Origin of the sequence: Zavarzinia compransoris (assembly GCF_003173055.1) — a bacterium.
Classification (GTDB): domain Bacteria; phylum Pseudomonadota; class Alphaproteobacteria; order Zavarziniales; family Zavarziniaceae; genus Zavarzinia; species Zavarzinia compransoris.
The window spans coordinates 21,869-42,843 of the sequence record NZ_QGLF01000005.1 but is presented as its reverse complement, the minus strand read 5'-3'; the positions used below and the strand labels follow the sequence as shown (position 1 = coordinate 42,843).

The window sequence follows — 20,975 nt, the reverse complement described above, 5'->3', positions numbered from 1 at the left end:
CTCAGTTCTCGTGCACCGATTCGATATAGGCGCGGATGGCCCAGAGCGCTTCCTGGCTCAACACGCCCTCGAAGGGCGGCATATAGACCTTGCCGTCGCGCACCGCGCCGTGGCGCACCCGTTCCAGATACCAGGCATCGCCGTCCGGCCCGAGATCGAGCAGGCGCAGGTCCGGCGCGATGCCGCCCGACTTCGCCTCGAGCCCATGGCAGCGGGCGCAGTTCTGGTTGTAACCGGAGGCGCCGATTTCGATCGCGCGCTTGTTGCCGGTATAGGGGTTGGCTTCGCGCCAGGTCTCGCCCAGTTGTTCGAGGCCGGCGGTATCGACCGGCTGGGGCACGACATCGCCATGGCCATAGGCGGCATGACCGACCCCGATGGCCGCCCCGAGCGCCAGAATCCCGGAGATGACAAGGTTGCGGACAAAACGCCGATCGTCGGCCATGGCACCATTCCTCCCAGAAGCCAGTTAGCGGAAACTATGATCGGGAGGAGGACAGGCACCATTGTACTTTGGATCGATTGTGAACCGCGGCGTGACGCCGGCGCCGGCCGCCCTCGTTCTAAAGTGCGATGGCCGGGATGAATTCCCCTGCCTATTGTCGGGCCAGAACAACAACAGGGGGATGCGCGCCATGCGGGCACGCCACGGGCTTCTGCTGCCCGCCTTCGCCCTTGCGGCACTCGCCGCGACGGCACGGGCTGAAACCATCTATATCTCGAACGAGCGCGACAATACGATCAGCGTGATCGACGGCACCACCCTGACGGTGACGGGCACGATCAAGGTCGGCAAGCGCCCGCGCGGCATCCTGGCCGACAGCAAGTTCACCCGTCTCTATATCTGCGCCAGCGACGACGACACGGTGCAGGTCCTGGACCTCGCCACCGGCAAGATCATCGGCGAATTGCCGTCCGGGGACGATCCCGAGCAATTCGCCCTGCATCCGGACGACAGGCATCTCTACATCTCGAACGAGGACGACAATATCGCCACCGTGGTCGACGTCGAGAGCAAGCGCGTGGTCGCCCAGATCGAGGTCGGCGTCGAGCCGGAAGGCATGGCCGTCAGCCCCGACGGCAAATGGGCGGTCAATACCTCCGAGACCACCAACATGGTCCATTGGATCGACACCGCCGCCCAGAAACTGATCGACAATACCCCGGTCGGCCAGCGCCCGCGCCATGCGGAATTCAGCGCGGACGGCCGCGAGCTTTGGGTCTCGTCGGAAATCGGCGGCACCATCACGGTGATCGACGTCGCCACCCGCCAGGTGAAGAAGACCCTGGGCTTCGAGATCAAGGGCATTCCGGGCGACCAGATCCAGCCCGTGGGCGTGAAGCTGACCCGCGACGGCGCCACCGCCTTCGCCGCCCTCGGCCCCGCCAACCATGTCGCCGTGATCAACGCGAAGACGCTGGAAGTCGAGCGTTACCTCCTGGTCGGGCGGCGGGTCTGGCACCTTGCCCTCAATGGCGACGAAAGCCGTCTCTACACGACCAATGGCGTTTCCAACGACGTTTCGGTGATCGACGTCAAGGCGCTGGAAGTCGTGAAATCCATCCCCGTGGGTCGGGCCCCATGGGGTGCCGTGGTCGTGCCCTGATCTTGCCGCTGCCCGTAGCAAGGTCGTGACCCGGCTGGTTCCCGCGGCTTCATTCCCACGTTGATGCCGCAGGCCCTATCGACTGACCCCTTTCCGACAAGGAAAGGGGTCTTTTTTCGTTACTTCACGCCGATGCGGCGATAGGCGCGGATCACCGGCTCGCCGCCCGCCGCCTTTTGCGCCAGGGCGAACAGGCTGCCGTGCAGGTCGGAACGGTCGCAGGCCGGGTCCATGGCGGCGGCATCGCCGGTCAGCGCCAGGGCCTGGCAGCGGCAGCCGCCCCAGTCGATCTCGCGCCGGTCGCAGGCCCGGCAGGCGGCGGGCATCCAGTCCGTGCCGCGGAAAGCGGCGAAGGCCGGGTCGTTTTCCCAGATTTCGGCCAGGCTGCGCTCGCGGAGGTTGGCGAAGGTCAGGTTGGGGATCGTTTCCGCCGCATGGCAGGGCAGGACATTGCCGGTGGGCGAGACATTGATGAAGCGCCGGCCCCAGCCACCCATGCAGGCCTTGGGCCGGCGGGCATAGTAATCGGGAATGACGTAGTCGATCACCAGCCGCCCGCCCAGGCGCCGGCGCTCGGCCTCGACCAGGGCGGTCGCCGCTTCCAGCTGGTCGATGGTCGGCATCAGATAGTCGCGGTTCTTCAGCGCCCAGCCGTAATATTGCACATGGGCGACCTCGATCCGCTCGGCCCCGACGGCTTCGGCGAAGGCGATCATCTCGTGCAGCCGGTCGAGATTCTGGCGGTGGACGACCGCATTGATGGTCAGCGCCAGCCCCGCCTCATGGACCAGGAGGGCGGCCGCGCGTTTCTTCACCAGCCCGTTCGGATAGGCGCTGATCTTGTCCGCATTGGCGGGATCGGTGTCCTGGATCGAGATCTGCACATGGTCGATCCCGGCCTCCGTCAGCGCCTCCAGCCGCTCGCGGTCCAGGAGGACGCCGGAAGTGATCAGATTGGTATAAAGGCCGGCAGCCCGGGCATGGCGGACGAGACGGGGCAGGTCGCTGCGCGCCATCGGCTCCCCGCCCGAGAAATGGATCTGCAGGATGCCGAGGCTGGCCGCCTCGTCGATCAGGCGCAGCCATTCGCCGGTGCCCATCTCCGCCGCCGTCCGGGCCAGTTCGACCGGGTTGGAGCAATAGGGGCATTGCAGCGGACAGCGGTGGGTGATCTCGGCCAGCAGGGCCAGCGGCCCTTCCCTCACCGCACCACCCCGCGCTCGACCAGATCGGTGATCAGGGTGGTGACATCGGCCGCGACCTCGGCCCGGGGCGCGCCATAGTCGCCGGCCAGGCCGTCGATGACCTGGGCCAGCCTGGTCCGCCCGTCGAGGCGGGAGACCACGGCATGGGCGATCTCGTCCAGCAGCACGAAACGTTCCGGCGCCTGGATCAGCCACTGCCCGCGCCGCCCGTCATAGGCGAGGCGGGCCCCGGGGGCGAGACGCGGCATATAGCCCGCCGGCGGCGCCCCGCTCATGGCGTCCAGGCCCCCGGCGCCGGCAGGCCGGGCGCGACATAGGCGAGATAGAGCGCGTCGAGCTGGGCCCAGAGCACGTCGCATTTGAAGGTCAGCGCCGCGATCACCGCCTGCTGCTGGTCGGGACGGCGGGCGTTCCGCTTGACATAATCGAGGGCGAAATCGGCATCGCGCGGCGCCTGGGTCAGGCGCTTGTCGAAATAAGCCAGCGCCTCCTTCGAGACGAAATCGTAATTGGCCAGCATGCCCGCCACCCGGTTGGCGATGATGCCCGGCGCGAACATTTCCGTGAGCGAGGAGGCGATCGCCTCGAGCAGCGGCTTTTCGGCGACGAAGCGGACATAGGCATCGACGGCGAAGCGGGTCGCCGGCAGCACGCCGCGGCCGGCCGCAACCTCGTCGCGCCCGAACCCCAGGGCATCGGTCAGGCGCAGCCAGCGCTCGATGCCGCCGTCGCCCTCGTGCTCGCCGTCGTGATCGACGATGCGCTGGCGCCACGCCCGGCGCAGCGCCGGGTCTTCCAGCCGCGCCAGCAGGGCCGCATCCTTCAGTGGGATCCGGCTTTGGTAATAGTAACGGTTGAGAGCCCAGGCCCGCACCTGGTCGACGGTCAGCTTGCCGCCGTGGAGCAGGACATGGAACGGGTGCTTGTCGTGATAGCGGGCGGCGCCGACCGCGCGCAGCGCCGCTTCCAGTTCATCGGGCGTCATCAGCGCGTTCATGGTTCGATATCCTCCCCGTCTTGCGGGATGTGCCACCCTGCGGCTTCCGCCTCGGCCCGCTCCTGCGTGCCGGCGACCAGCGTCGGGTTGGTCGTATTGATATGGATGAAGACGCGCCGCCCGATCGCCAGGCCGGCGAGGCGCGCGATCGCGCCGTCCGGCCCGGACATGGCGACATGGCCCATGCGCTGCCCGGTCTTCGGCGAGACGCCGAGCCGGATCAATTCGTCGTCCCGCCACACCGTGCCGTCGAACAGCAGCAGGTCGCAGCCGTCGATGCGCGCCCGCAGCGCCTCGTCGATCGCGGCACAGCCGGGCACGAACAGCACGCGCTTCGCCCCGTCGGTGATCTCGAGGCCGATGGTGGTGCCGCGCCTGCCCGCCAGGCTGCCCCGGCCCTCGAGATAGAGCGGGATCTTGCCCGCGACGTCGAAGGCGGTGACGGTAACGCCGCCCGCCACCCGGAACGGCACATCGAGAGCGATCGGGTTACGCGGCACCCGCTCGTCCGGCAGGGCGCCGAAGATCGGGTTGGCCGCCAGGGTGTCCAGCGTCTCCGCCGTGCCGTGCAGGGTGAAGCGATGGCCTTCGCGCATGGTCAGCAGGCCGGTGATGAAATCGATCTCGCCCCCGGTCAGGAGGACGTCCGCGATCGGGGAATGGCGCAGCCCCTCGGCCGGCCAGAGCGGCGGATTGGCCAGGATCTGGGCGCGGAGGTCGGGGGAGGCGTTGATCAGGGTCCAGGACTTGCGGTCGGCGGAGACCGCGATCGAGGTCTGGGTGCGCGCGGGCGCCCCCGCCTGGCCCTGCCAGGCCTTCAGGGAATTGGGAACCCGGCAGTTCCACTGGGGGAAACCGCCGCCGGCCGCCGTGCCGAGGAGCAGGATATGCATGATGATCTCGACACGTTACAGCCGGCGGCGGCGCCCGATCAGCGCTCGGCGCAGGCGTAGCAGTTGATTTCCATGCCGACGCGAACTTCGGAAATCTTGGGCTTGGACCACTTCTTCATGATTGTTCTCCCTTTTCGATGCGGGTTCTGTCGCCTCACGACACCGAACGATAGCCGTGAAGCGGCCCGGCGGGGATTGTCCTTTAGGACGAGCCGGGAAAAAAGCGCTTTTTCTATGCCGCTGCGGCACCCTGGGCCCAGACGTCGCCCGGGACCGGCGCCGGCAGGCCTGCGGCCTCGTCGTCGGTGAAAACCCGGCTGCGGGTCAGGAAGCGGACACCTTCCGGCGCCTCCAGCGAGAAGCCGGAGCCGCGCCCGGGCACGACGTCGATGATCAGCTGGGTATGCGACCAATATTCGAACTGGGCCGCCCCGATGAAGAAGGGCGTGTCGGCGATCACGCCGAGATGGATGTCCCGGGCCCCGACCTTGAATTCGCCCCGGGGGTAGCACATGGGCGCACTGCCGTCGCAGCAGCCCCCGGATTGATGAAACAGCAAAGGCCCGTGCAGGGCCTTCAGACGCTCGATCACCTTGACGGCGGCTTCCGTCACCTCGACCCTTGCCACCATGATGGTCCCTTTCCGGTCAAGAAACGGAACCGGCGGCCGCAGCCGCCGGTCCCTGCTGTTCCGATCAGAAGAAGCCCAGCGCCTTCGGGCTGTAGCTGACCAGCAGGTTCTTGGTCTGCTGGTAGTGATCGAGCATCATCTTGTGGGTTTCGCGGCCGATGCCCGACTGCTTGTAACCGCCGAAGGCCGCATGGGCCGGGTAGAGGTGATAGCAGTTGGTCCAGACGCGGCCCGCCTGGATGGCGCGGCCGAAGCGATAGGCGCGGTTGCCGTCGCGGGTCCAGACGCCGGCGCCGAGACCGTAGAGCGTGTCGTTGGCGATGGAGAGCGCTTCCGCGTCGTCCTTGAAGGTGGTGACCGAAACCACCGGGCCGAAGATCTCTTCCTGGAAGATGCGCATCTTGTTGGTGCCGCGGAACACCGTCGGCTTCACGTAGTAGCCGCTGGACAGTTCGCCCGGCAGCACGTTGCGCTCGCCGCCGATCAGCAGCTCGGCGCCTTCGGCCTTGCCGATGTCGATGTAGGAGAGGATCTTCTCGAGCTGGTCGTTCGAGGCCTGGGCGCCGATCATGGTCGAGCCGTCGAGCGGGTTGCCCTGCCGGATGGCGGCGACGCGGGCGAGCGCGCGTTCCATGAACTTGTCGTAGATCTTCTCGTGCACCAGGGCGCGGCTGGGGCAGGTGCAGACTTCACCCTGGTTGAGGGCGAAGAGCACGAAGCCTTCGATCGCCTTGTCGAAATAATCGTCGTCCTCGGCGGCGACGTCCTGGAAGAAGATGTTCGGCGACTTGCCGCCCAGTTCCAGGGTCACCGGGATCAGGTTTTCCGAGGCATACTGCATGATCAGCCGGCCGGTGGTGGTCTCACCGGTGAAGGCGATCTTGGCGATGCGCTTGTTCGAGGCCAGCGGCTTGCCGGCCTCGACGCCGAAGCCGTTGACGACGTTGAGCACGCCCGGGGGCAGGATGTCGCCGATCAGTTCCGCCCAGACCATGATCGAGAGCGGGGTCTGCTCGGCCGGCTTCAGCACCACGCAGTTGCCGGCGGCAAGCGCGGGCGCCAGCTTCCAGCAGGCCATCAGGAGCGGGAAGTTCCAGGGAATGATCTGGCCGACGACGCCGAGCGGCTCGTGGAAGTGATAGGCCTGGGTGTCGTGATCGATTTCCGCGACCGTGCCTTCCTGGGCGCGGACGCAGGCGGCGAAATAGCGGAAATGGTCGATGGCGAGCGGCAGGTCCGCGGCCTTGGTCTCGCGGATCGGCTTGCCGTTGTCGATGGTCTCGACCGTGGCGAGAAGGTCCAGCTTCTCTTCCATGCGGTCGGCGATCTTGTTCAGCAGGCGGGCGCGTTCGGCCGGCGAGGTCTTGCCCCAGGCTTCCCGGGCGGCATGGGCGGCGTCGAGCGCGAGTTCGATATCCTCGGCGGTCGAGCGGGCGATCTGGGCGACCGGCAGGCCGGTGATCGGGGTGATATTGTCGAAATACTGGCCGCGCACCGGGGCAACCCACTTGCCCCCGATGAAATTGTCGTAGCGCGAGCGGAACGCGATGGATTTCGAGATTTCTTCGAGGGTCTGGTGGATCATGGTTCGCTCCCTGGGCCGTCGTTTCTGATAGGGGCCGCTGGCTCAACGGTTAGCCGAAACAGGCCGCAGCCAGAATAGCACTATGGTACTAGGGCCGGCCGGATGGGTCGTGCCGCATCGCACCAATTCAACGCGGCGCCGCGGCAATTCACTCCTGTTCCGGCCGGTTCAGTCGCGGGCCCCGCTCCATCAGGCGGCGGACCAGGCCGGCATTGCTGCGCGCGCCCAATTTGCCGCGCAGCCGCACCAATGTATTGGCCACGGTCTTGTAGCTGATGGACAGGGCGGCGGCGATATCGGCCAGCATGTGGCCCTCGACGAGAAGGGCCGCGATCTCGCGCTCGCGCGGGGTCATGCGGTCGGCCGGCTCGTCCAGGGTGCGGGCCATCGCCATGCCCTGCGCCACCTCGCGCGAGAGATAGGTGCCGCCGTCGGCGATGCGGCGGATGGCGGCGGCCAGTTCGCCCGGCGCATCGCCCTTGGTTACATAGCCGGAGGCACCGGCCTGCAGGCCCGAGGCGGCGAGCAGCGGATCGTCGTGCATCGAGAAGATCAGCACGCGGGCCGGATCGTCGGCCGCGCGCAGCCGGCGCAGGACCTCGAGCCCGCCCATGCCCGGCATGGACAGGTCGAGCACGACGACATCCGCCGGCGCCGCGGCCAGCGCCGCCAGCGCGGTCGGGCCGTCCGCCGCCTCCGCCACCTCCAGGTCGGGGAAGGGTTCGAGAATGCGGCGGCAGCCCGAGCGGACCACCGCGTGATCGTCAACCAGCAGCACGCGCGTCATCGTCGCTGTCCTTCTTTCGGGAAACAGGCAGGCGGGCGGTCAGCCGGGTGCCGCCCGCCGCCAGGGGGCCGACGGCAAGGCCGCCGCCAAGCGCCCGCAGGCGGTGGCGCATGGCGGCCAGCCCCACCCCCGGCGCGTCGTCGGGCCGGATGCCGCGGCCGTCGTCGTCGATGGCGACGACAAGGCCGGGCGAGAATTCCAGGCGGACGGCGATCTGCCCGGCCCCGCCGTGGCGGAGCGCATTCATGATGCCTTCCTGGATCACCAGGTAAAGGGTGCGGGCGGCGACGCCGTCGAGCTCGTCCAGCCCCGGGGCGGACTCGAAGGTGAAACCGACCTCGGGCTTCAGGCGGCGCCAGCGGGCGATGCGGTCGGCCAGGATGCGCGACAGGGGCACATGGTCGAAGCTCGGCGGGTGCAGGCGGTCGATGATCTGCCGGTGCCAGAGCTGCATGTCCTCGACCAGGGCCAGGGTTTCCGCCGGGGCGCCGGCCAGATCGATCTTCAGGCCGAACAGCAGGGGGCCGATGTGATCGTGAATGTCACGGGCGAGCGCCTGCCGCTCCTCGTCCTGGGCGCGGACGAGGACGGCGGCGAGATCGAGGTTTTCCACCGTCTTGTCGTGCAGCGCGCGGCGCAGGCGCTCGATCCCCTCGCAGAGCGGCGCCAGTTCGGCGACCGTGCAGTCGGGCGCCGGGCGGTCGAAATCGCCCGCGGCCAGCGCCCCCAGTTCCTCGACCAACCGGGACACCGGCCGCGTCGCCCGCGAGACCGCGAGGCTGAACCCCACAAGGCAGAGCGGCAGCAGGACGAGGCCGGCGAGGCCGAGAGTGGCGACATCGGCCCAGACTTCCGCCACCTCGTCGGCCGGATCGGCGCGCAGTATCAGGGTCCGGTCGTCGGCCATGGCCAGGCGCCGCTCGATGGGGCCGACGCCGACCAGCGCCACGAACCACGGCGGCACTTCGGCCTCGGGCGGGGCATGACGGGCGGCCAGCGCGCCGTCGAGAATGATGTCGATATGGCGGGCGCGCTCGTTGATCGAGCGGAAGGCCCCGGCCAGGGCCGCCCCGTCGCGCGGGGAGGACAGCGCCGGCTCGACCAGCGCGGCGACGAGATCGAGGCTCGCCGCCATTTCCTCGCGCACCGCCTGCCGCGCATTGGCCACCATGAGGCCGAGCACGACAAGCACGGCGGCCAGCGCAAAGGCGCCGAAAACCGCGACGATGCGCAGCCTGATCGACATGGTCCCATCCTCCCGCCGCCAGCATCGCGCGCGAGCGCGAGCGGGGACAATTGCACTTCCGGATAAGGCATTCATCCCCATCCACCATGGGATTTTTTCCCCTGTCCCGTGCATCAAAATCCTGCACCCAAAGTGCGATTGTATGACGCATGCCGTTGGTGGCCAATGAGCCCCGCGTAACGCCCAAAACACCGAACGGGAGACGAACATGGGGAAGGTGGACCAATTGTTGAAAACAGCGCAGGGGATCAGCGCCGCCGCGCTGGCGCTGGCGATCGCCTTCGGCGCCGCGCAGGCGCAGGCGAAAGACGTCACCTGGGACGATATCGCCAATGACGCCAAGACGACGCAGGACGTGCTCGCCTACGGCATGGGCCTGGAAGCCAAGCGTTACAGCCCGCTCGACCAGGTGAACGGTGAGACGGTGACCCGCCTGGTCCCCGCCTGGTCGTTCTCCTTCGGCGACGAGAAGCAGCGCGGCCAGGAAACCCAGGCGATCGTGCGCGACGGCGTGATCTATGTCACCGCCTCCTATTCGCGCATCTTCGCCCTGGACGCCCGCACCGGCAAGCGCCTGTGGACCTATAGCCACCGCCTGCCGGACGACATCCGCCCGTGCTGCGACGTGGTCAACCGCGGCGCCGCCATCTATGGCGACAAGATCTTCTTCGGCACGCTCGACGCGTCGATCGTCGCCCTCGACCGTGCGACCGGCAAGGTGGTGTGGAAGAAGAAGTTCGGCGACCACAAGGTCGGTTACACCATGACCGGCGCCCCGACCATCGTGAAGGACCAGACCACCGGCCGGGTGATGCTGGTGCACGGTTCCTCGGGCGACGAGTTCGGCGTCGTCGGCCAGTTGTTCGCCCGCGACGTCGACACGGGCGAGGAAATCTGGATGCGCCCGCTGGTCGAGGGCCACATCGGCCGCCTGAACGGCAAGCCGAGCACGCCGACCGGCAACCCGGACGCGCCGAGCTGGCCGCGCAAGCCCGACGGCACCCTGGTCGAAGCCTGGAACCACGGCGGCGGCGCCCCCTGGCAGTCGGCGACCTTCGACCCGAAGACCAACACCATCGTGATCGGCGCCGGCAACCCCGCGCCCTGGAACGGCTGGGCGCGCTGGCCGGGCGACAGCCTGTTCACCTCGGGCCAGGCCTATGTCGACCCGGCCACCGGCGAGCTGAAGGGTTTCTACCAGCACACGCCGAACGACGCCTGGGATTTCTCGGGTAACAACGAGATCGTCCTGTTCGACTGGAAGAACCCGCAGACCGGCAAGACCCAGCCCGCCGCGGCCCATGCCGACCGCAACGGCTTCTTCTATGTCACCGACCGGGTGAAGCTGGCGGAGAAGAGCCCCGAGATCAACAAGCCGACCTCGCTGCTCGCCGCCTTCCCCTTCGTCGACAATATCACCTGGGCCAAGGGCATCGACCTGAAGACCGGCCGCCCGATCGAGGTCGAGGGCCAGCGCCCGCCCGCACCGAAAGAAGGCGAGGAAAAGGGCGCCTCGGTCGAGGTCTCGCCGCCCTTCCTCGGCGGCAAGAACTGGAATCCGATGGCCTACAGCGAGGATACCGGCCTGTTCTACATTCCGGCCAACCACTGGAAGGAAGACTATTGGGCCGAGCATCCGGTCTATAACGCCGGCGCCGCCTATCTCGGCATGGGCTTCCGCATCCGCAAGATGTACGACGACCATGTCGGCGTGCTCCGCGCCATGGACCCCTCGACCGGCAAGATCGCCTGGGAACACAAGGAACGGCTGCCGCTGTGGGCGGGCGTGCTCACCACCAAGGGCGGGCTCGTCTTCACCGGTACCGGCGACGGCTACTTCAAGGCGTTCGACGCGAAGACCGGCAAGGAAGTCTGGTCGTTCCAGACCGGCTCCGGCATCGTGGCCAGCCCGATCACCTGGGAAGACGACGGCGTGCAGTATATCGGCATCGCCTCGGGTTACGGCGGCGCGGTGCCGCTGTGGGGCGGCGACATGGCCGACCTGACCTCGACCGTCAGCCAGGGCGGCTCGTTCTGGGTGTTCCGTCTGGCCGAAAAGGTCGCGAGCAAATGAGCCCGCGGGCGGTTCCTCCATCATCCCGCCGCCCGTTGCTGAGGGGGGCCCTCGTGGCCCTCCTCTTCGCCTTTTCGGCGCCGGCCGCGGCCGGTGATACGGGTAGCGACGAGGAATTTCCCTGCGCCGTCGGGCCCCGGGCAGCCTGTGCCGGGGTCGATCTGCGGCACCGGGTGCTGAAGGGGCGGGACCTGTCGGGGATCGACCTGACGGGGGCCAATCTGGCCCATGCCGTGCTGCGCGACGTCGACCTTCGCGGCGCCGATCTCTCCGGCGCCATTCTCGACGGCGCGGTGCTGGAGCGCGCCTTCCTGCAAGGGGCGAAATTCGCCGGGGTCAAGGCGCGCGGCGCCAATTTCGATTTCGCCCGGATGAGCGGCTCGGATTTTTCCGGCGCCGACCTGACCGGGGCCAGTCTCGAAATGGCCTGGGCGACCAAGGCCAGCTTCAAGGGCGCCATCCTGGTCAATACCAACCTCCAGGAAGCCAAGCTCTCGGAATCGACGCTCGAAGGCGCCGACCTCAGCGGCGCCTTCATTCGCTATGCCCTGTTCCTCAACACGGTCATGGCCGCCTGCACCGCCTGCCCGACCGACTGGCAGGCCCGCTGACCCGCCCGATCCGTGACCGGCATCACAGGCCGGACGGCGACAAACCCAAGCCGCCGGCTTAAGATCCGCCCCAACTACCGGGGAACATGTCATGGATCAGCAGCCGGCGGACCGCCGCACACCGGAACAGGCGCAGGAGATCATCGCCAGACTGTCGGCGATGCCGGGCTTCGCGCTCGCCCATGGCGTCGAGACCGTGGCGGCAGAGCCGGGGGCGGTGACGCTGGCAGTGCGCAGCCGGCCCGACCTTCGCTACCTCAACAATTACTTTCACGGCGGCGCCATCGCCGGGCTGGCCGAACAGGCGGCGATCCTCTGCGCCACCTCGGTCCTGCCTGAGGGGCGGATCGCCGCGACCGTCGAACTGAAGCTGAACAACCAGCGGATCGCCACCGGCAGCCGCCTGTTCGCCCTGGCCCGGGCGGTGAGCACCAGCCCCGCCATGGTCGTGGTCGAGGTGCGGATCGAGGCCGAGAGCCCGGCCGGCCGCGGCCCCTGCGGCGTGGTGATGGCGGTGCTGCGCGCCGTGCCCTTCGTCGCCTGATCTCAACCGGGCAGGCCGCACCGCAGGCGGAAGCGGGCGGCATAGGTCGCCGGCAGCGGCGGCCGGGCATCTCCATCCAGTGCCGTCACCGGCAGCAGCAGGCGCAGGCTGTTGGTGAGGAACAGGGGCGCGCCCGCCAGGTCGGCGGGATCCAGGCTGCGCTCCACCGCGCCGAATTCCTCGATCGCCAGGGCGCGCATGATGCCGGGGCGAACGCCGTCCGTCACCGGGGGGGTGACCAGCTGGCCGCCGACCAGGGCGAAGAGATTGGCCATGCTGCTGCCGGCGACCCGCCCCCTGGTGTTCAGCATCAGGGCATCGTCGGCGCCCCGCGCCCGCGCTTCCGTCAGGGCCAGCACCGGATCGAGATAGGCCAGGGTCTTCAGCCGCGACAGGGGCGAGGTTTCGTTCCGCCGCAAGGCGACCGTCGCCAGCGTGACGGGCTGGAAGGCGACGGCCGGCGACCAGGGCGCGAGGCTGGCCAGCACCCGGGGCCGGGCCTCGGCCGGGGGCAGCAGGCCCCGGGGCCCGGCCCCCCGGCTGACGGTCACCCGCAGCGCGCCGTGGTCGCCGGCCATGGTGCCAAGCAGGGCATCGACGGCGGCCAGCACCTGATCGCGCGGCACGGCAAAGCCGAGCACGGCACCGGCCGCGGCCAGGGATTCGACATGGGCATCGAGGGCGAAGGGCCGGCGGTTGAAGATGCCGATGGTCTCGAACACGCCATCGCCCAGCAGCAGGCCGCGGTCCCCGGCATCGAGGTCGATCGCGGGGCCCGGCCGCAGGCTGCCGTCGAACCAGATCATGCCGCCACCGCCAGGAAATTGCGCAGCAGGGCGTGGCCGCCCTCGGTCAGCACGGATTCGGGGTGGAACTGCACGCCGAAGGTCGGGTGCCGGCGATGGGCAAGTGCCATGATCTCCCCCTCCGCCGAGCGGGCGGTGACGGCGAGCGGCGTATCCCCCGCCAGTTCCACCACCAGGGAATGATAGCGCCCGACGAAAAGCGGCCGGGGCAGGCCGGCGAACAGCCCGGTGCCGTCGTGATCGATCGGTGTTCCCTGGCCGTGCAGCGGCCGGCGGGCCCGGACCACGGCGCCGCCGAACGCCTGCCCGATCGCCTGATGGCCGAGACAGACCCCGAGAATGGGCACGACCCCCGAAAACCGCGCGACGAGGTCGAGCGAGACCCCCGCCCGGTCCGGCGCCAAAGGCCCGGGCGAGATGACGATCGCCCGGGGGCCCAGCGCCTCCACCCCGGCGACGCTCAGCGCATCGTTGCGGACGACGCGGGTAGGAGCGCCCAATTCCTCGAAATAGCGGGCGATGTTGAAGACGAAACTGTCGTAATTGTCGACGATCAGGATGGTCATGGTCCCGGCTCAGCCACCGTGCCGGGCCCAGAAGGCCGCCGGCGTGACGATGGGATAGCGTGCCGACAGTGCCAGCAGATCCTTGTCGCCGGTGACCAGATAGTGAGCGCCGGCCGCCGCCAGCGTGCCGAGAATGGGCAGATCGGCGCGATCCCGCAGGTCGGCATCCGCCACCGCCGCGGGCTCGACGATATCCGCAAGGAACACGAAGCTGTCGATCAGGTCGCGGATGTCTTCCGGTCCCAGCGGCGCCCGGGCGAGACGCGGCAGGACCCGCGCCACCTCGTCCAGGATATAGCGCGACAGAACCACGTCGATACCCCCCTGGCGCCAGGCCCCGACGATACGCCCCGGCACGCTGCCGGGATAGGCAAGGCCCGACACCAGCACATTGGTATCGAACACGACCCGCAAGGCCGGCATCAGGGCCGCCGACGGCTTTCTGCCACCAGGGCATCGATTTCCGCCAGCCCCTCCGCCGCCGGCACCTCGGCATAGGCGGCGGCGATGCGGCCGGTCAGATCGTCGAAACGGTCGCGCATGCGGCGGATGCGGGCGAAGAGTTCGGCATCGACCAGGGCCGCCACCGGCTTGCCGTCCTTGCTGATCACGATGCTGTCGTTCCGGTATTGCACCTGGTTGAGCATTTCGCCCAGGTTCTGGCGGAAGGTCACGGCATTGACTTCGGTGATCATGGCATTGTCACCCCATATCGATCGATACGATCGATATGATCATGGCAGAAATCAGAGCCCGGGGGCAAGGCCGCTCGCCGCGAAAATGGGCGATGCCTTCAGCAGGGTTTCCTCATATTCGCAGGCGGGATCGGACAGGGTGGTGATGCCGCCGCCGGGAAAAGCGGCGGCGATCAGGATGGTCATGGCGCAGGATCGCCCGTACCCGTCGCCGACCATCCGGCACGGCTCGCCTTCAGCAGTGCCGCCCAATCGTCCGGCGGGTTGCCGCGAGCCAGCATTCTCTCGAAGACCGCATAGGGATCGGACCGGCCACCGGCGGAGCGCAAGGTGTCGGCATCGTTCACCCAGGCGTAGACGATGACCTTCGCCCTGGAATCATAGCGAAAGAACAAGCGGAAGCGCCGGCCGATCTTGGCGCGGCGCCAGTGCCGATGGGTGGGGCCCAGAGTGTTTCCCTGCCGGAATTCATCGCGCCCCGGATCGGCGGGCACGACATCGAGGATCAGGTGGCTGAGGGCCCGGAGCAATTTGACATTGGCATTGCCGTCCGCCGCGGCCGGATCGGCTGCCGCCGCTCGTCGCGCCGCCGCCTCCAGCCTGCGCAACTGCTCGACCACCGCATCATGAAACAGCAAGGTCCAGCCGTGGCGCTGCATCAGAGATCGACAGCCCCTTCGATCACGTCATCGAGATCGACCGGGCGGCCGGCTTCGGCGAGCAGGCTCGCCGCAAGGTCTTCAGGCAGCGCTTGGACATGCCGGCCGGCCCGGAGATCGGCTTCGATCAGGCCCAGAAAGGCATCGACCGCCGGATCGGCATGCTCGGCATCGACCCGACTGACGACCACTTCTCCCTGGCGCAGGACAAAGGCCACCTTGCCCCCGGTCTCGACCCCCAGGGCCTGCCGAATGGATTTCGGCAGGGTAATCTGCCCTTTCGAGGTCAGCGTCGCCGTCTCGTGAATGCCCGCCATCGCCATCGCCTCCATCATATCGACACAAGGTAAGGAAAAATCCTTACATCGACAAGCCCCCGCTCGCCGCGAAAATGCGCGATGCCTTCAGCAGGGTTTCCTCATATTCGCGGGCGGGATCGGACAGGGCGGTGATGCCGCCGCCGGTCTGGAAGCGGGCGGTGCCGTTCTGCACCGTCAGGGTGCGGATGGCGATATTGAGGTCGGCCGCGCCGTCGAAGCCGAGCCAGCCGATCGAACCGCAATAGAGGCCGCGCGGCCGGCCTTCCAGTTCGGCGATCAGGCGCATGGCCTCGGGCTTGGGGGCGCCGGTGATGGAGCCGCCGGGGAAGGCGGCGGCGATCAGGTCCAGGGCGTCCCGCCCCGGCGCCAGGGTGCCGGTCACGGTCGAGACCATGTGATGAAGGCCGGCATAGCTTTCGATCGCGCAAAGCTCGGGCACGGCCACCGAATGGGGCCGGCAGACCCGGGACAGGTCGTTGCGCAGCAGGTCGACGATCATGACGTTTTCCGCCCGGTCCTTGACCGAGGCGGCCAGCGCCCGGGCCTGGGCGGCATCTTCGGCGGCCCCCCGGGCCCGGGCGATGGTGCCCTTGATCGGCCGCGCCTCGACCTGCCCGCCCGCGACCTTCACGAAGCGTTCCGGCGAGGAGGAGGCGACGGCCAGCCCCGGAAAATCGAGAAAAGCCGCGAAATCCCCCGGATTGGCGGCACGGAGCGCGGCATAGAGGGCGAAGGGATCCGCCCCCGCCGGCCAGTCGGCCGCGAAACCCTGGGCGATATTGGCCTGGAACAGGTCGCCGGCCAGGATCGCCGCGATCACCCGGGCGACCCTGGCCCGGAAGACGCCGGCCTCGACCTCCGCCCGCCACGACAGGCGGGGCGCGGGGCCGAAGGCGGCGGGGCCGGCCAGAAGGTCGCGGACCTGATCCGCCCGACCCCCCGGGCCATCGGGCAGGAGGCCGGTGGCGAGCACCGCCTCGCCCCGGGCATGATCGACGGCGATCAGCCAGTCGTAGAGGCCGAAGACCATGTCCGGCACCGGCCGGGGGCCGGTTTCCGGCTGTTTCTCGAACAGGCGCCCGGCCTCATAGGCGATGAAGCCGACGGCACCGCCCCCGAAAGGCGCGAAGCCCGCCCCGGCCCCCCGGCCCCGGGCGAGCAGGCGGCGCAGCGACGACAGCGCATCCGTCCCCGCCATGATCTCGCCACGCCAATGGGCGATACCGTCGCGGACCTCGAACCAACCCGCGGGATCGCCGGTCAGATAGCTGTGGCGGCCCTGGGCCGGATGGCGCTGCGCGCTGTCGAGAAAGGCGAAGCCGGGCAGGCCCGCCAGCCGGCAGGCGGCATGCATCGAATCGAGGGGGCCGAGGGGATGGATCGCCATCCCCCCTTGTCGCAACCCGCCGGGCCCGAAGCAACAATGCAGCCCCACGTTCTCGACGGTTTCAAAACGCCGGAAAAGGCACTAGAAAGCGGTCTGAAAACCCGCCCGACGCCTGCGAAAGACCACAATGGCCATTCTGTCCGACATCGCGATCCGCAAGCTCGCCCAGGAGCACAAGATGGTCGAGCCCTTCGTCGAGGGGCAGCGGCGCGACGGGGTGATTTCCTACGGCCTGTCGTCCTACGGCTATGACGCGCGGGTGGCGGACGAATTCAAGATCTTCACCAATGTCGACAGCGCCGTGGTCGACCCGAAGAATTTCTCCAGCAACAGCTTCGTCGACCGCAAGACCGACGTCTGCGTCATCCCGCCCAATTCCTTCGCGCTCGCCCGGACGGTCGAATATTTCCGCATCCCGCGCGACGTTCTCGTGATCTGCCTCGGCAAGAGCACCTATGCCCGCTGCGGCATCATCGTGAACGTGACGCCGCTGGAACCCGAATGGGAAGGCCACGTCACCCTGGAGTTTTCCAACACCACCCCGCTGCCCGCGAAGATCTATGCGAACGAGGGCGCCTGCCAGTTCCTGTTCCTGCGCGGGGACCAGCCCTGCGAAGTCTCCTATGGCGACCGCGCGGGCAAATACATGCGCCAGACCGGCGTCACCCTGCCGAGGCTTTGAGCATCAAATGGCACTTCAGCGTATCGTCATCCGCGGCGGCGGCGAACTTCACGGCGAAATTCCGATCTCGGGCGCCAAGAACGCGGCCCTGCCCCTGGTCGCCGCCGGCCTGCTGACCCCGGGCACCCTGATCCTGGACAATCTGCCGGAACTGGCGGACGTCGGCTTCATGCTCGGCCTCGTCGAGCAGCACGGCGCGGCCCTCGCCCGCGGCCCCCGCCATGTCGAGATCACGGCGGAACGGATCACCAACACGACCGCGCCCTACGACCTCGTCCGCAAGATGCGGGCGAGCGTCCTCGTGCTCGGCCCGCTGGTCGCGCGCATGGGCGAGGCCAAGGTCTCGCTGCCCGGCGGCTGCGCCATCGGCACCCGCCCGGTCGACCTGCACCTTAAGGGCCTGGAGGCCATGGGCGCCCGGATCGAACTGGCCGACGGCTATGTCCATGCGACGGCGCCCAAGGGCCTCAAGGGCACCACCATCCGCTTCCCCTTCGTCTCGGTCGGCGCGACCGAGAACCTGCTGATGGCGGCGACCCTGGCCGAGGGCGAGACCGTCCTCGACAATGCGGCGCGCGAGCCGGAAATCACCGACCTCGCCCGCTGCCTGGAAGCCATGGGCGCCGATATCGCCGGCATCGGCACCGAGCGCCTGATCGTCCGCGGCCAGCCGGCCCTGCACGGGGCGCGCTATTCGATCCTGCCCGACCGGATCGAGACCGGGACCTATGCCATGGCGGTCGGCGTCGCCGGCGGCCGGGTCGAACTGGTGGGCGCCCGGCCCGACACGCTGGAAGACGTCATCGACGTCCTCAACCGCTGCGGGGTGGAGGTGACGCCGACCGAGCGCGGCATGGCGGTGAAGCGGAACGGCCATCGCGTCGCCGGCGTCGATGTCATGACCCAGCCCTATCCGGGCTTCCCGACCGACCTGCAGGCGCAGATGATGGTGCTGATGGCGACCGCCGACGGCGCCGCCATGATCACCGAGACGATTTTCGAGAACCGTTTCATGCATGTGCCGGAACTGGCGCGCATGGGCGCCAATGTCACGGTGCACGGCGCTTCCGCCCTGGTGCGCGGCGTGCCCCGCCTCAAGGGCGCGCCGGTGATGGCGACCGATCTCCGCGCCTCGATCAGCCTCGTCCTCGCCGGCCTCGCCGCCGAGGGCGAGACGGTGGTCAACCGCATCTATCACCTCGACCGCGGCTACGAGCGGGTCGAGGAGAAGCTGGGCGCGGTCGGCGCCCGCATCCAGCGCGTGCCCGAGTGAGGCGATGAGCGGGGAACCCCTGAACCTCGGCTTTGCCGATGCGGACGATCTCGGCATCGTCTCCGCCCTGGTGCAGGATGCGGTGGTGAAGACCGCCGACCTCGTCTATCTCGGCCGCATGAAGCGTTTCGCCCTGGTCGCCAACCGCTTCTGCTGGGAGGCGGAGGGCAAGGCGTTCCGCCGGCGCTGCGGCCTCCACTTCGACACGGTCCGCACGGTGCGGGCGAAAGGCATCGACCGCACCGCGGTCGAACAGGTATTGGAACTTCTGGCGGTCGACGCCAGGGAGCATGAGAACGGCGTGACGATCGACCTGGTCTTTGCCGGCGACGCCCATCTCCGCCTGGAGGCGGAGGCGGTGGAGGGCGGCCTGAAGGACCTGAGCGAGCCCTGGCCCACCAAGCGGGCGCCACGCCATGACGTTGACGGGGAATCCGCCTGATGGTGACCAAATCGCCCAACGAGGGGCTCGTCCTCGCCCTGCCCAAGGGCCGCATCCTGAAGGAATTGCGGCCCCTGCTGGACAAGGTCGGCCTGACGCCGGAAGCGGATTTCGACAATGAGAAATCCCGCGCCCTGAAGTTCCGGACCGCGCATCCCAACGTCTCGCTGATCCGGGTCCGGGCCTTCGACGTCGCCACGTTCGTCGCCTTCGGCGCCGCCCATCTGGGCGTCGCCGGCAACGACGTGCTGATGGAATTCGACTATCCCGAGCTTTATTCGCCCCTCGACCTAGACATCGGCCATTGCCGCCTGTCGGTGGCGGAACCGGCCGATCTTGCCGGCAAGGACGACCCGACCCGCTGGAGCCACGTCCGCGTCGCGACCAAATACCCCCATATCACCCGGCGCCATTTCGCCGCCCGCGGGGTGCAGGCGGAATGCATCAAGCTGAACGGCGCCATGGAACTGGCGCCGACGCTGGGCCTGTGCCGGCGCATCGTCGACCTGGTCTCGACCGGCGACACGCTGCGCGCCAACGGGCTGGTCGAGGTCGAGAAGATCGCCGAGATCTCGTCCCGCCTCGTCGTCAACCGCGCTGCCTTCAAGACCCGCGTCGAGGAAATCGGCGGCTGGATCGATGCCTTCCGGGGAGCCCTCAGTGCCGCTTGACCTTTCCTCCTCCGCGCCCGATTTCGCCGCCCGCTTCCGCGACCTGCTGAACGCCAAGCGCGAGATGTCGGAAGACGTCGATGCCGCCGTCGCCCGCATCATCGCCGACGTGAAGCAGCGCGGCGATGCCGCCGTCATCGACTATACCAACCGCTTCGACCGCCTGGGCCTGGAACGGCCGGAACAGCTCCGCATCACCGCCGACGAGATCGAGGCGGCGGTCGCCGGCGTCGGCCCGGACCTGCTGGCGGCGATCGACCTCGCGGCGACGCGGATCGAGAGTTTCCACGCCCGCCAGATGCCGATGGACGACCATTACACCGATGCCGCCGGCGTCCGCCTGGGGCTCCGCTGGACTTCGGTCTCGGCCGCCGGCCTCTATGTCCCGGGCGGGACCGCGGCCTATCCGTCGTCGGTGCTGATGAATGCCCTGCCGGCCAAGGTGGCGGGTGTGCCCCGTATCGTCATGGTCGTGCCGACCCCCGGGGGCACGCTGAACCCGGCCGTGATGGCGGCGGCGAAACGGGCCGGCGTCACCGATATTCTCCGCATCGGCGGCGCCCAGGCAGTCGCGGCGCTGGCCCATGGCACCGGCACCATCGCCCCGGTCGACAAGATCGTCGGCCCCGGCAATGCCTATGTCGCGGCGGCCAAGCGCCAGGTCTTCGGCCTGGTCGGCATCGATTCGATCGCCGGGCCCAGCGAGATCCTGGTGGTCGCCGACGGCGCCAACGATCCGGCCTGGATCGCCGCCGACCTCCTGTCCCAGGCCGAGCACGACGAAAGCGCCCAATCGATCCTGCTGACCGACGACAACGCCTTCGCCGATGCCGTGCTGGCCGCGATCGAGCAGCTCCTGGAACGCCTGCCCCGGGCCGCCACCGCGCGGAAAAGCTGGGACGAGCACGGCGCCGTCATCCGCCTGCGCAGCCTGGACGAAGCCCCCGCCCTGGTCGAAGCGGTCGCCCCCGAGCACCTGGAACTCGCCCTCGACGATCCGGACGCCATGGCCAACCGCATCCGCCATGCCGGCGCCATCTTCCTCGGCCGCAACACGCCGGAGGCGATCGGCGATTATGTCGCCGGGCCCAACCACGTGCTGCCGACCGCGCGCACGGCGCGCTTCTCGTCCGGCCTGTCGGTGTTCGATTTCCTGAAGCGGACGACCCTGGTCGGCTGCGACGCCGAGGCGCTGCGCGCCATCGGGCCCGCAGCGGTGACCCTGGCCCGGGCCGAGGGGCTGGATGCGCACGGCCTGTCGGTGGCGATCCGCCTCGGCAGCACGAATTGACTT

Annotated in this window: 27 protein-coding genes; 9 read left to right on the top strand and 18 right to left on the bottom strand. The window is 68.6% G+C overall.

Annotated elements, in window-relative coordinates; all coding sequences use genetic code 11:
• Position 1: 1 nt before the first annotated feature.
• Positions 2 to 445 (bottom strand): cytochrome c-550 PedF, encoded by a 444-nt coding sequence (pedF, locus tag DKG75_RS17055; RefSeq protein WP_109922388.1) that lies wholly within the window; start codon positions 443 to 445, stop codon positions 2 to 4.
• Between the two features lie 190 nt (positions 446 to 635).
• Here pedF and DKG75_RS17050 point away from each other — a divergent pair, with 190 nt between their 5' ends.
• Positions 636 to 1,607: a YVTN family beta-propeller repeat protein gene (locus DKG75_RS17050; protein ID WP_109922881.1), complete on the top strand. Its 972-nt coding sequence runs from the start codon at positions 636 to 638 to the stop codon at positions 1,605 to 1,607.
• A gap of 119 nt (positions 1,608 to 1,726) precedes the next feature.
• Here the strand turns inward: DKG75_RS17050 and pqqE are convergent, their stop codons facing one another.
• The 9 genes from pqqE to DKG75_RS17005 form a co-directional block, all read right to left on the bottom strand.
• Positions 1,727 to 2,812, bottom strand: coding sequence for a pyrroloquinoline quinone biosynthesis protein PqqE (gene pqqE, locus DKG75_RS17045; protein WP_243746387.1), 1,086 nt, complete (start codon positions 2,810 to 2,812; stop codon positions 1,727 to 1,729).
• On the bottom strand, positions 2,809 to 3,087 hold the full coding sequence (gene pqqD / locus DKG75_RS17040; RefSeq protein WP_208111866.1) for a pyrroloquinoline quinone biosynthesis peptide chaperone PqqD: 279 nt from the start codon (positions 3,085 to 3,087) through the stop codon (positions 2,809 to 2,811). The genes pqqE and pqqD overlap by 4 nt, the downstream gene beginning before the upstream one ends.
• The gene (pqqC, locus tag DKG75_RS17035) at positions 3,084 to 3,809 is read right to left on the bottom strand and encodes a pyrroloquinoline-quinone synthase PqqC (protein ID WP_109922387.1); all 726 of its coding nucleotides are present in this window, start codon (positions 3,807 to 3,809) and stop codon (positions 3,084 to 3,086) included. Before pqqC ends, pqqD begins: the two co-directional genes overlap by 4 nt.
• Positions 3,806 to 4,702 carry a pyrroloquinoline quinone biosynthesis protein PqqB gene (gene pqqB, locus DKG75_RS17030; RefSeq protein ID WP_109922386.1) on the bottom strand — a complete coding sequence of 299 codons (897 nt, stop codon included), beginning with the start codon at positions 4,700 to 4,702 and terminating at the stop codon, positions 3,806 to 3,808. The genes pqqC and pqqB overlap by 4 nt, the downstream gene beginning before the upstream one ends.
• A gap of 38 nt (positions 4,703 to 4,740) precedes the next feature.
• Positions 4,741 to 4,821 carry a pyrroloquinoline quinone precursor peptide PqqA gene (gene pqqA, locus DKG75_RS23870; protein ID WP_109922385.1) on the bottom strand — a complete coding sequence of 27 codons (81 nt, stop codon included), beginning with the start codon at positions 4,819 to 4,821 and terminating at the stop codon, positions 4,741 to 4,743.
• Positions 4,822 to 4,934: 113 nt separating this feature from the next.
• Entirely contained in the window at positions 4,935 to 5,333 is a 399-nt protein-coding gene (locus DKG75_RS17020; protein WP_109922384.1) for a DUF779 domain-containing protein, read from the bottom strand.
• Between the two features lie 64 nt (positions 5,334 to 5,397).
• Positions 5,398 to 6,918: an aldehyde dehydrogenase gene (gene adh / locus DKG75_RS17015; protein WP_109922383.1), complete on the bottom strand. Its 1,521-nt coding sequence runs from the start codon at positions 6,916 to 6,918 to the stop codon at positions 5,398 to 5,400.
• A 148-nt stretch (positions 6,919 to 7,066) separates the two neighbouring features.
• Complete coding sequence (locus DKG75_RS17010; RefSeq protein ID WP_243746386.1) at positions 7,067 to 7,705, bottom strand: response regulator; 639 nt, start codon at positions 7,703 to 7,705, stop codon at positions 7,067 to 7,069.
• Positions 7,683 to 8,951, bottom strand: a complete 1,269-nt coding sequence (locus DKG75_RS17005; RefSeq protein ID WP_166646250.1) for an ATP-binding protein — start codon at positions 8,949 to 8,951, stop codon at positions 7,683 to 7,685. Before DKG75_RS17005 ends, DKG75_RS17010 begins: the two co-directional genes overlap by 23 nt.
• Positions 8,952 to 9,159: 208 nt before the next feature.
• Here DKG75_RS17005 and DKG75_RS17000 point away from each other — a divergent pair, with 208 nt between their 5' ends.
• The 3 genes from DKG75_RS17000 (at position 9,160) to DKG75_RS16990 (ending at position 12,180) form a co-directional block, all read left to right on the top strand.
• Entirely contained in the window at positions 9,160 to 11,025 is a 1,866-nt protein-coding gene (locus tag DKG75_RS17000) for a methanol/ethanol family PQQ-dependent dehydrogenase (RefSeq protein ID WP_109922381.1), read from the top strand.
• Between the two features lie 53 nt (positions 11,026 to 11,078).
• On the top strand, positions 11,079 to 11,636 hold the full coding sequence (locus DKG75_RS16995) for a pentapeptide repeat-containing protein (RefSeq protein WP_243746385.1): 558 nt from the start codon (positions 11,079 to 11,081) through the stop codon (positions 11,634 to 11,636).
• A gap of 91 nt (positions 11,637 to 11,727) precedes the next feature.
• Positions 11,728 to 12,180: a PaaI family thioesterase gene (locus DKG75_RS16990; protein WP_109922379.1), complete on the top strand. Its 453-nt coding sequence runs from the start codon at positions 11,728 to 11,730 to the stop codon at positions 12,178 to 12,180.
• Between the two features lie 2 nt (positions 12,181 to 12,182).
• On the opposite strand, the gene DKG75_RS16985 is transcribed toward DKG75_RS16990, so the two are convergent.
• From DKG75_RS16985 to pabB, 8 genes are read right to left on the bottom strand one after another with little or no spacing between them, the layout of a single operon-like run.
• Positions 12,183 to 12,986 carry an aminotransferase class IV gene (locus tag DKG75_RS16985; RefSeq protein ID WP_109922378.1) on the bottom strand — a complete coding sequence of 268 codons (804 nt, stop codon included), beginning with the start codon at positions 12,984 to 12,986 and terminating at the stop codon, positions 12,183 to 12,185.
• Positions 12,983 to 13,552: an anthranilate synthase component II gene (locus tag DKG75_RS16980; RefSeq protein WP_109922377.1), complete on the bottom strand. Its 570-nt coding sequence runs from the start codon at positions 13,550 to 13,552 to the stop codon at positions 12,983 to 12,985. Before DKG75_RS16980 ends, DKG75_RS16985 begins: the two co-directional genes overlap by 4 nt.
• Positions 13,553 to 13,561: 9 nt before the next feature.
• On the bottom strand, positions 13,562 to 13,975 hold the full coding sequence (locus DKG75_RS16975; protein ID WP_109922376.1) for a putative toxin-antitoxin system toxin component, PIN family: 414 nt from the start codon (positions 13,973 to 13,975) through the stop codon (positions 13,562 to 13,564).
• Entirely contained in the window at positions 13,975 to 14,247 is a 273-nt protein-coding gene (locus tag DKG75_RS16970) for a type II toxin-antitoxin system Phd/YefM family antitoxin (RefSeq protein ID WP_109922375.1), read from the bottom strand. Before DKG75_RS16970 ends, DKG75_RS16975 begins: the two co-directional genes overlap by 1 nt.
• A gap of 51 nt (positions 14,248 to 14,298) precedes the next feature.
• Positions 14,299 to 14,433, bottom strand: a complete 135-nt coding sequence (locus DKG75_RS23810; protein WP_279573898.1) for a hypothetical protein — start codon at positions 14,431 to 14,433, stop codon at positions 14,299 to 14,301.
• On the bottom strand, positions 14,430 to 14,906 hold the full coding sequence (locus DKG75_RS16965) for a type II toxin-antitoxin system YhaV family toxin (protein ID WP_109922374.1): 477 nt from the start codon (positions 14,904 to 14,906) through the stop codon (positions 14,430 to 14,432). Before DKG75_RS16965 ends, DKG75_RS23810 begins: the two co-directional genes overlap by 4 nt.
• Complete coding sequence (locus tag DKG75_RS16960) at positions 14,906 to 15,223, bottom strand: type II toxin-antitoxin system PrlF family antitoxin (RefSeq protein ID WP_109922877.1); 318 nt, start codon at positions 15,221 to 15,223, stop codon at positions 14,906 to 14,908. The genes DKG75_RS16965 and DKG75_RS16960 overlap by 1 nt, the downstream gene beginning before the upstream one ends.
• A gap of 43 nt (positions 15,224 to 15,266) precedes the next feature.
• On the bottom strand, positions 15,267 to 16,613 hold the full coding sequence (gene pabB, locus DKG75_RS16955) for an aminodeoxychorismate synthase component I (protein ID WP_109922373.1): 1,347 nt from the start codon (positions 16,611 to 16,613) through the stop codon (positions 15,267 to 15,269).
• 127 nt (positions 16,614 to 16,740) lie between these two features.
• On the opposite strand from pabB, the gene dcd reads away from it, so the two are divergent.
• The 5 genes from dcd to hisD are packed head-to-tail and all read left to right on the top strand — an operon-like array spanning position 16,741 to position 20,972.
• Positions 16,741 to 17,295, top strand: a complete 555-nt coding sequence (gene dcd / locus DKG75_RS16950; RefSeq protein WP_109922372.1) for a dCTP deaminase — start codon at positions 16,741 to 16,743, stop codon at positions 17,293 to 17,295.
• Positions 17,296 to 17,302: 7 nt separating this feature from the next.
• The gene (gene murA / locus DKG75_RS16945) at positions 17,303 to 18,568 is read left to right on the top strand and encodes a UDP-N-acetylglucosamine 1-carboxyvinyltransferase (RefSeq protein ID WP_109922371.1); all 1,266 of its coding nucleotides are present in this window, start codon (positions 17,303 to 17,305) and stop codon (positions 18,566 to 18,568) included.
• A 4-nt stretch (positions 18,569 to 18,572) separates the two neighbouring features.
• On the top strand, positions 18,573 to 19,010 hold the full coding sequence (locus DKG75_RS16940; protein WP_109922370.1) for a DUF2948 family protein: 438 nt from the start codon (positions 18,573 to 18,575) through the stop codon (positions 19,008 to 19,010).
• A complete protein-coding gene (gene hisG, locus DKG75_RS16935; RefSeq protein ID WP_109922369.1) occupies positions 19,010 to 19,681 on the top strand; it encodes an ATP phosphoribosyltransferase in 672 nt (223 codons plus the stop codon). Before DKG75_RS16940 ends, hisG begins: the two co-directional genes overlap by 1 nt.
• On the top strand, positions 19,671 to 20,972 hold the full coding sequence (gene hisD / locus DKG75_RS16930; RefSeq protein ID WP_109922368.1) for a histidinol dehydrogenase: 1,302 nt from the start codon (positions 19,671 to 19,673) through the stop codon (positions 20,970 to 20,972). The genes hisG and hisD overlap by 11 nt, the downstream gene beginning before the upstream one ends.
• Positions 20,973 to 20,975: the final 3 nt, after the last annotated feature.

What these genes read in the sequence shown, in the direction of transcription:
- pedF (WP_109922388.1), bottom strand. Translation starts at nt 445, where the DNA reads ATGGCCGACGATCGGCGTTTTGTCCGCAACCTTGTCATCTCCGGGATT.
- DKG75_RS17050 (WP_109922881.1), top strand. Translation starts at nt 636, where the DNA reads ATGCGGGCACGCCACGGGCTTCTGCTGCCCGCCTTCGCCCTTGCGGCA.
- pqqD (WP_208111866.1), bottom strand. Translation starts at nt 3,087, where the DNA reads ATGAGCGGGGCGCCGCCGGCGGGCTATATGCCGCGTCTCGCCCCCGGG.
- pqqC (WP_109922387.1), bottom strand. Translation starts at nt 3,809, where the DNA reads ATGAACGCGCTGATGACGCCCGATGAACTGGAAGCGGCGCTGCGCGCG.
- pqqB (WP_109922386.1), bottom strand. Translation starts at nt 4,702, where the DNA reads ATGCATATCCTGCTCCTCGGCACGGCGGCCGGCGGCGGTTTCCCCCAG.
- pqqA (WP_109922385.1), bottom strand. Translation starts at nt 4,821, where the DNA reads ATGAAGAAGTGGTCCAAGCCCAAGATTTCCGAAGTTCGCGTCGGCATG.
- DKG75_RS17020 (WP_109922384.1), bottom strand. Translation starts at nt 5,333, where the DNA reads ATGGTGGCAAGGGTCGAGGTGACGGAAGCCGCCGTCAAGGTGATCGAG.
- adh (WP_109922383.1), bottom strand. Translation starts at nt 6,918, where the DNA reads ATGATCCACCAGACCCTCGAAGAAATCTCGAAATCCATCGCGTTCCGC.
- DKG75_RS17010 (WP_243746386.1), bottom strand. Translation starts at nt 7,705, where the DNA reads ATGACGCGCGTGCTGCTGGTTGACGATCACGCGGTGGTCCGCTCGGGC.
- DKG75_RS17005 (WP_166646250.1), bottom strand. Translation starts at nt 8,951, where the DNA reads ATGTCGATCAGGCTGCGCATCGTCGCGGTTTTCGGCGCCTTTGCGCTG.
- DKG75_RS17000 (WP_109922381.1), top strand. Translation starts at nt 9,160, where the DNA reads ATGGGGAAGGTGGACCAATTGTTGAAAACAGCGCAGGGGATCAGCGCC.
- DKG75_RS16990 (WP_109922379.1), top strand. Translation starts at nt 11,728, where the DNA reads ATGGATCAGCAGCCGGCGGACCGCCGCACACCGGAACAGGCGCAGGAG.
- DKG75_RS16985 (WP_109922378.1), bottom strand. Translation starts at nt 12,986, where the DNA reads ATGATCTGGTTCGACGGCAGCCTGCGGCCGGGCCCCGCGATCGACCTC.
- DKG75_RS16980 (WP_109922377.1), bottom strand. Translation starts at nt 13,552, where the DNA reads ATGACCATCCTGATCGTCGACAATTACGACAGTTTCGTCTTCAACATC.
- DKG75_RS16975 (WP_109922376.1), bottom strand. Translation starts at nt 13,975, where the DNA reads ATGCCGGCCTTGCGGGTCGTGTTCGATACCAATGTGCTGGTGTCGGGC.
- DKG75_RS16970 (WP_109922375.1), bottom strand. Translation starts at nt 14,247, where the DNA reads ATGATCACCGAAGTCAATGCCGTGACCTTCCGCCAGAACCTGGGCGAA.
- DKG75_RS23810 (WP_279573898.1), bottom strand. Translation starts at nt 14,433, where the DNA reads ATGACCATCCTGATCGCCGCCGCTTTTCCCGGCGGCGGCATCACCACC.
- DKG75_RS16965 (WP_109922374.1), bottom strand. Translation starts at nt 14,906, where the DNA reads ATGCAGCGCCACGGCTGGACCTTGCTGTTTCATGATGCGGTGGTCGAG.
- DKG75_RS16960 (WP_109922877.1), bottom strand. Translation starts at nt 15,223, where the DNA reads ATGGCGGGCATTCACGAGACGGCGACGCTGACCTCGAAAGGGCAGATT.
- pabB (WP_109922373.1), bottom strand. Translation starts at nt 16,613, where the DNA reads ATGGCGATCCATCCCCTCGGCCCCCTCGATTCGATGCATGCCGCCTGC.
- dcd (WP_109922372.1), top strand. Translation starts at nt 16,741, where the DNA reads ATGGCCATTCTGTCCGACATCGCGATCCGCAAGCTCGCCCAGGAGCAC.
- murA (WP_109922371.1), top strand. Translation starts at nt 17,303, where the DNA reads ATGGCACTTCAGCGTATCGTCATCCGCGGCGGCGGCGAACTTCACGGC.
- DKG75_RS16940 (WP_109922370.1), top strand. Translation starts at nt 18,573, where the DNA reads ATGAGCGGGGAACCCCTGAACCTCGGCTTTGCCGATGCGGACGATCTC.
- hisG (WP_109922369.1), top strand. Translation starts at nt 19,010, where the DNA reads ATGGTGACCAAATCGCCCAACGAGGGGCTCGTCCTCGCCCTGCCCAAG.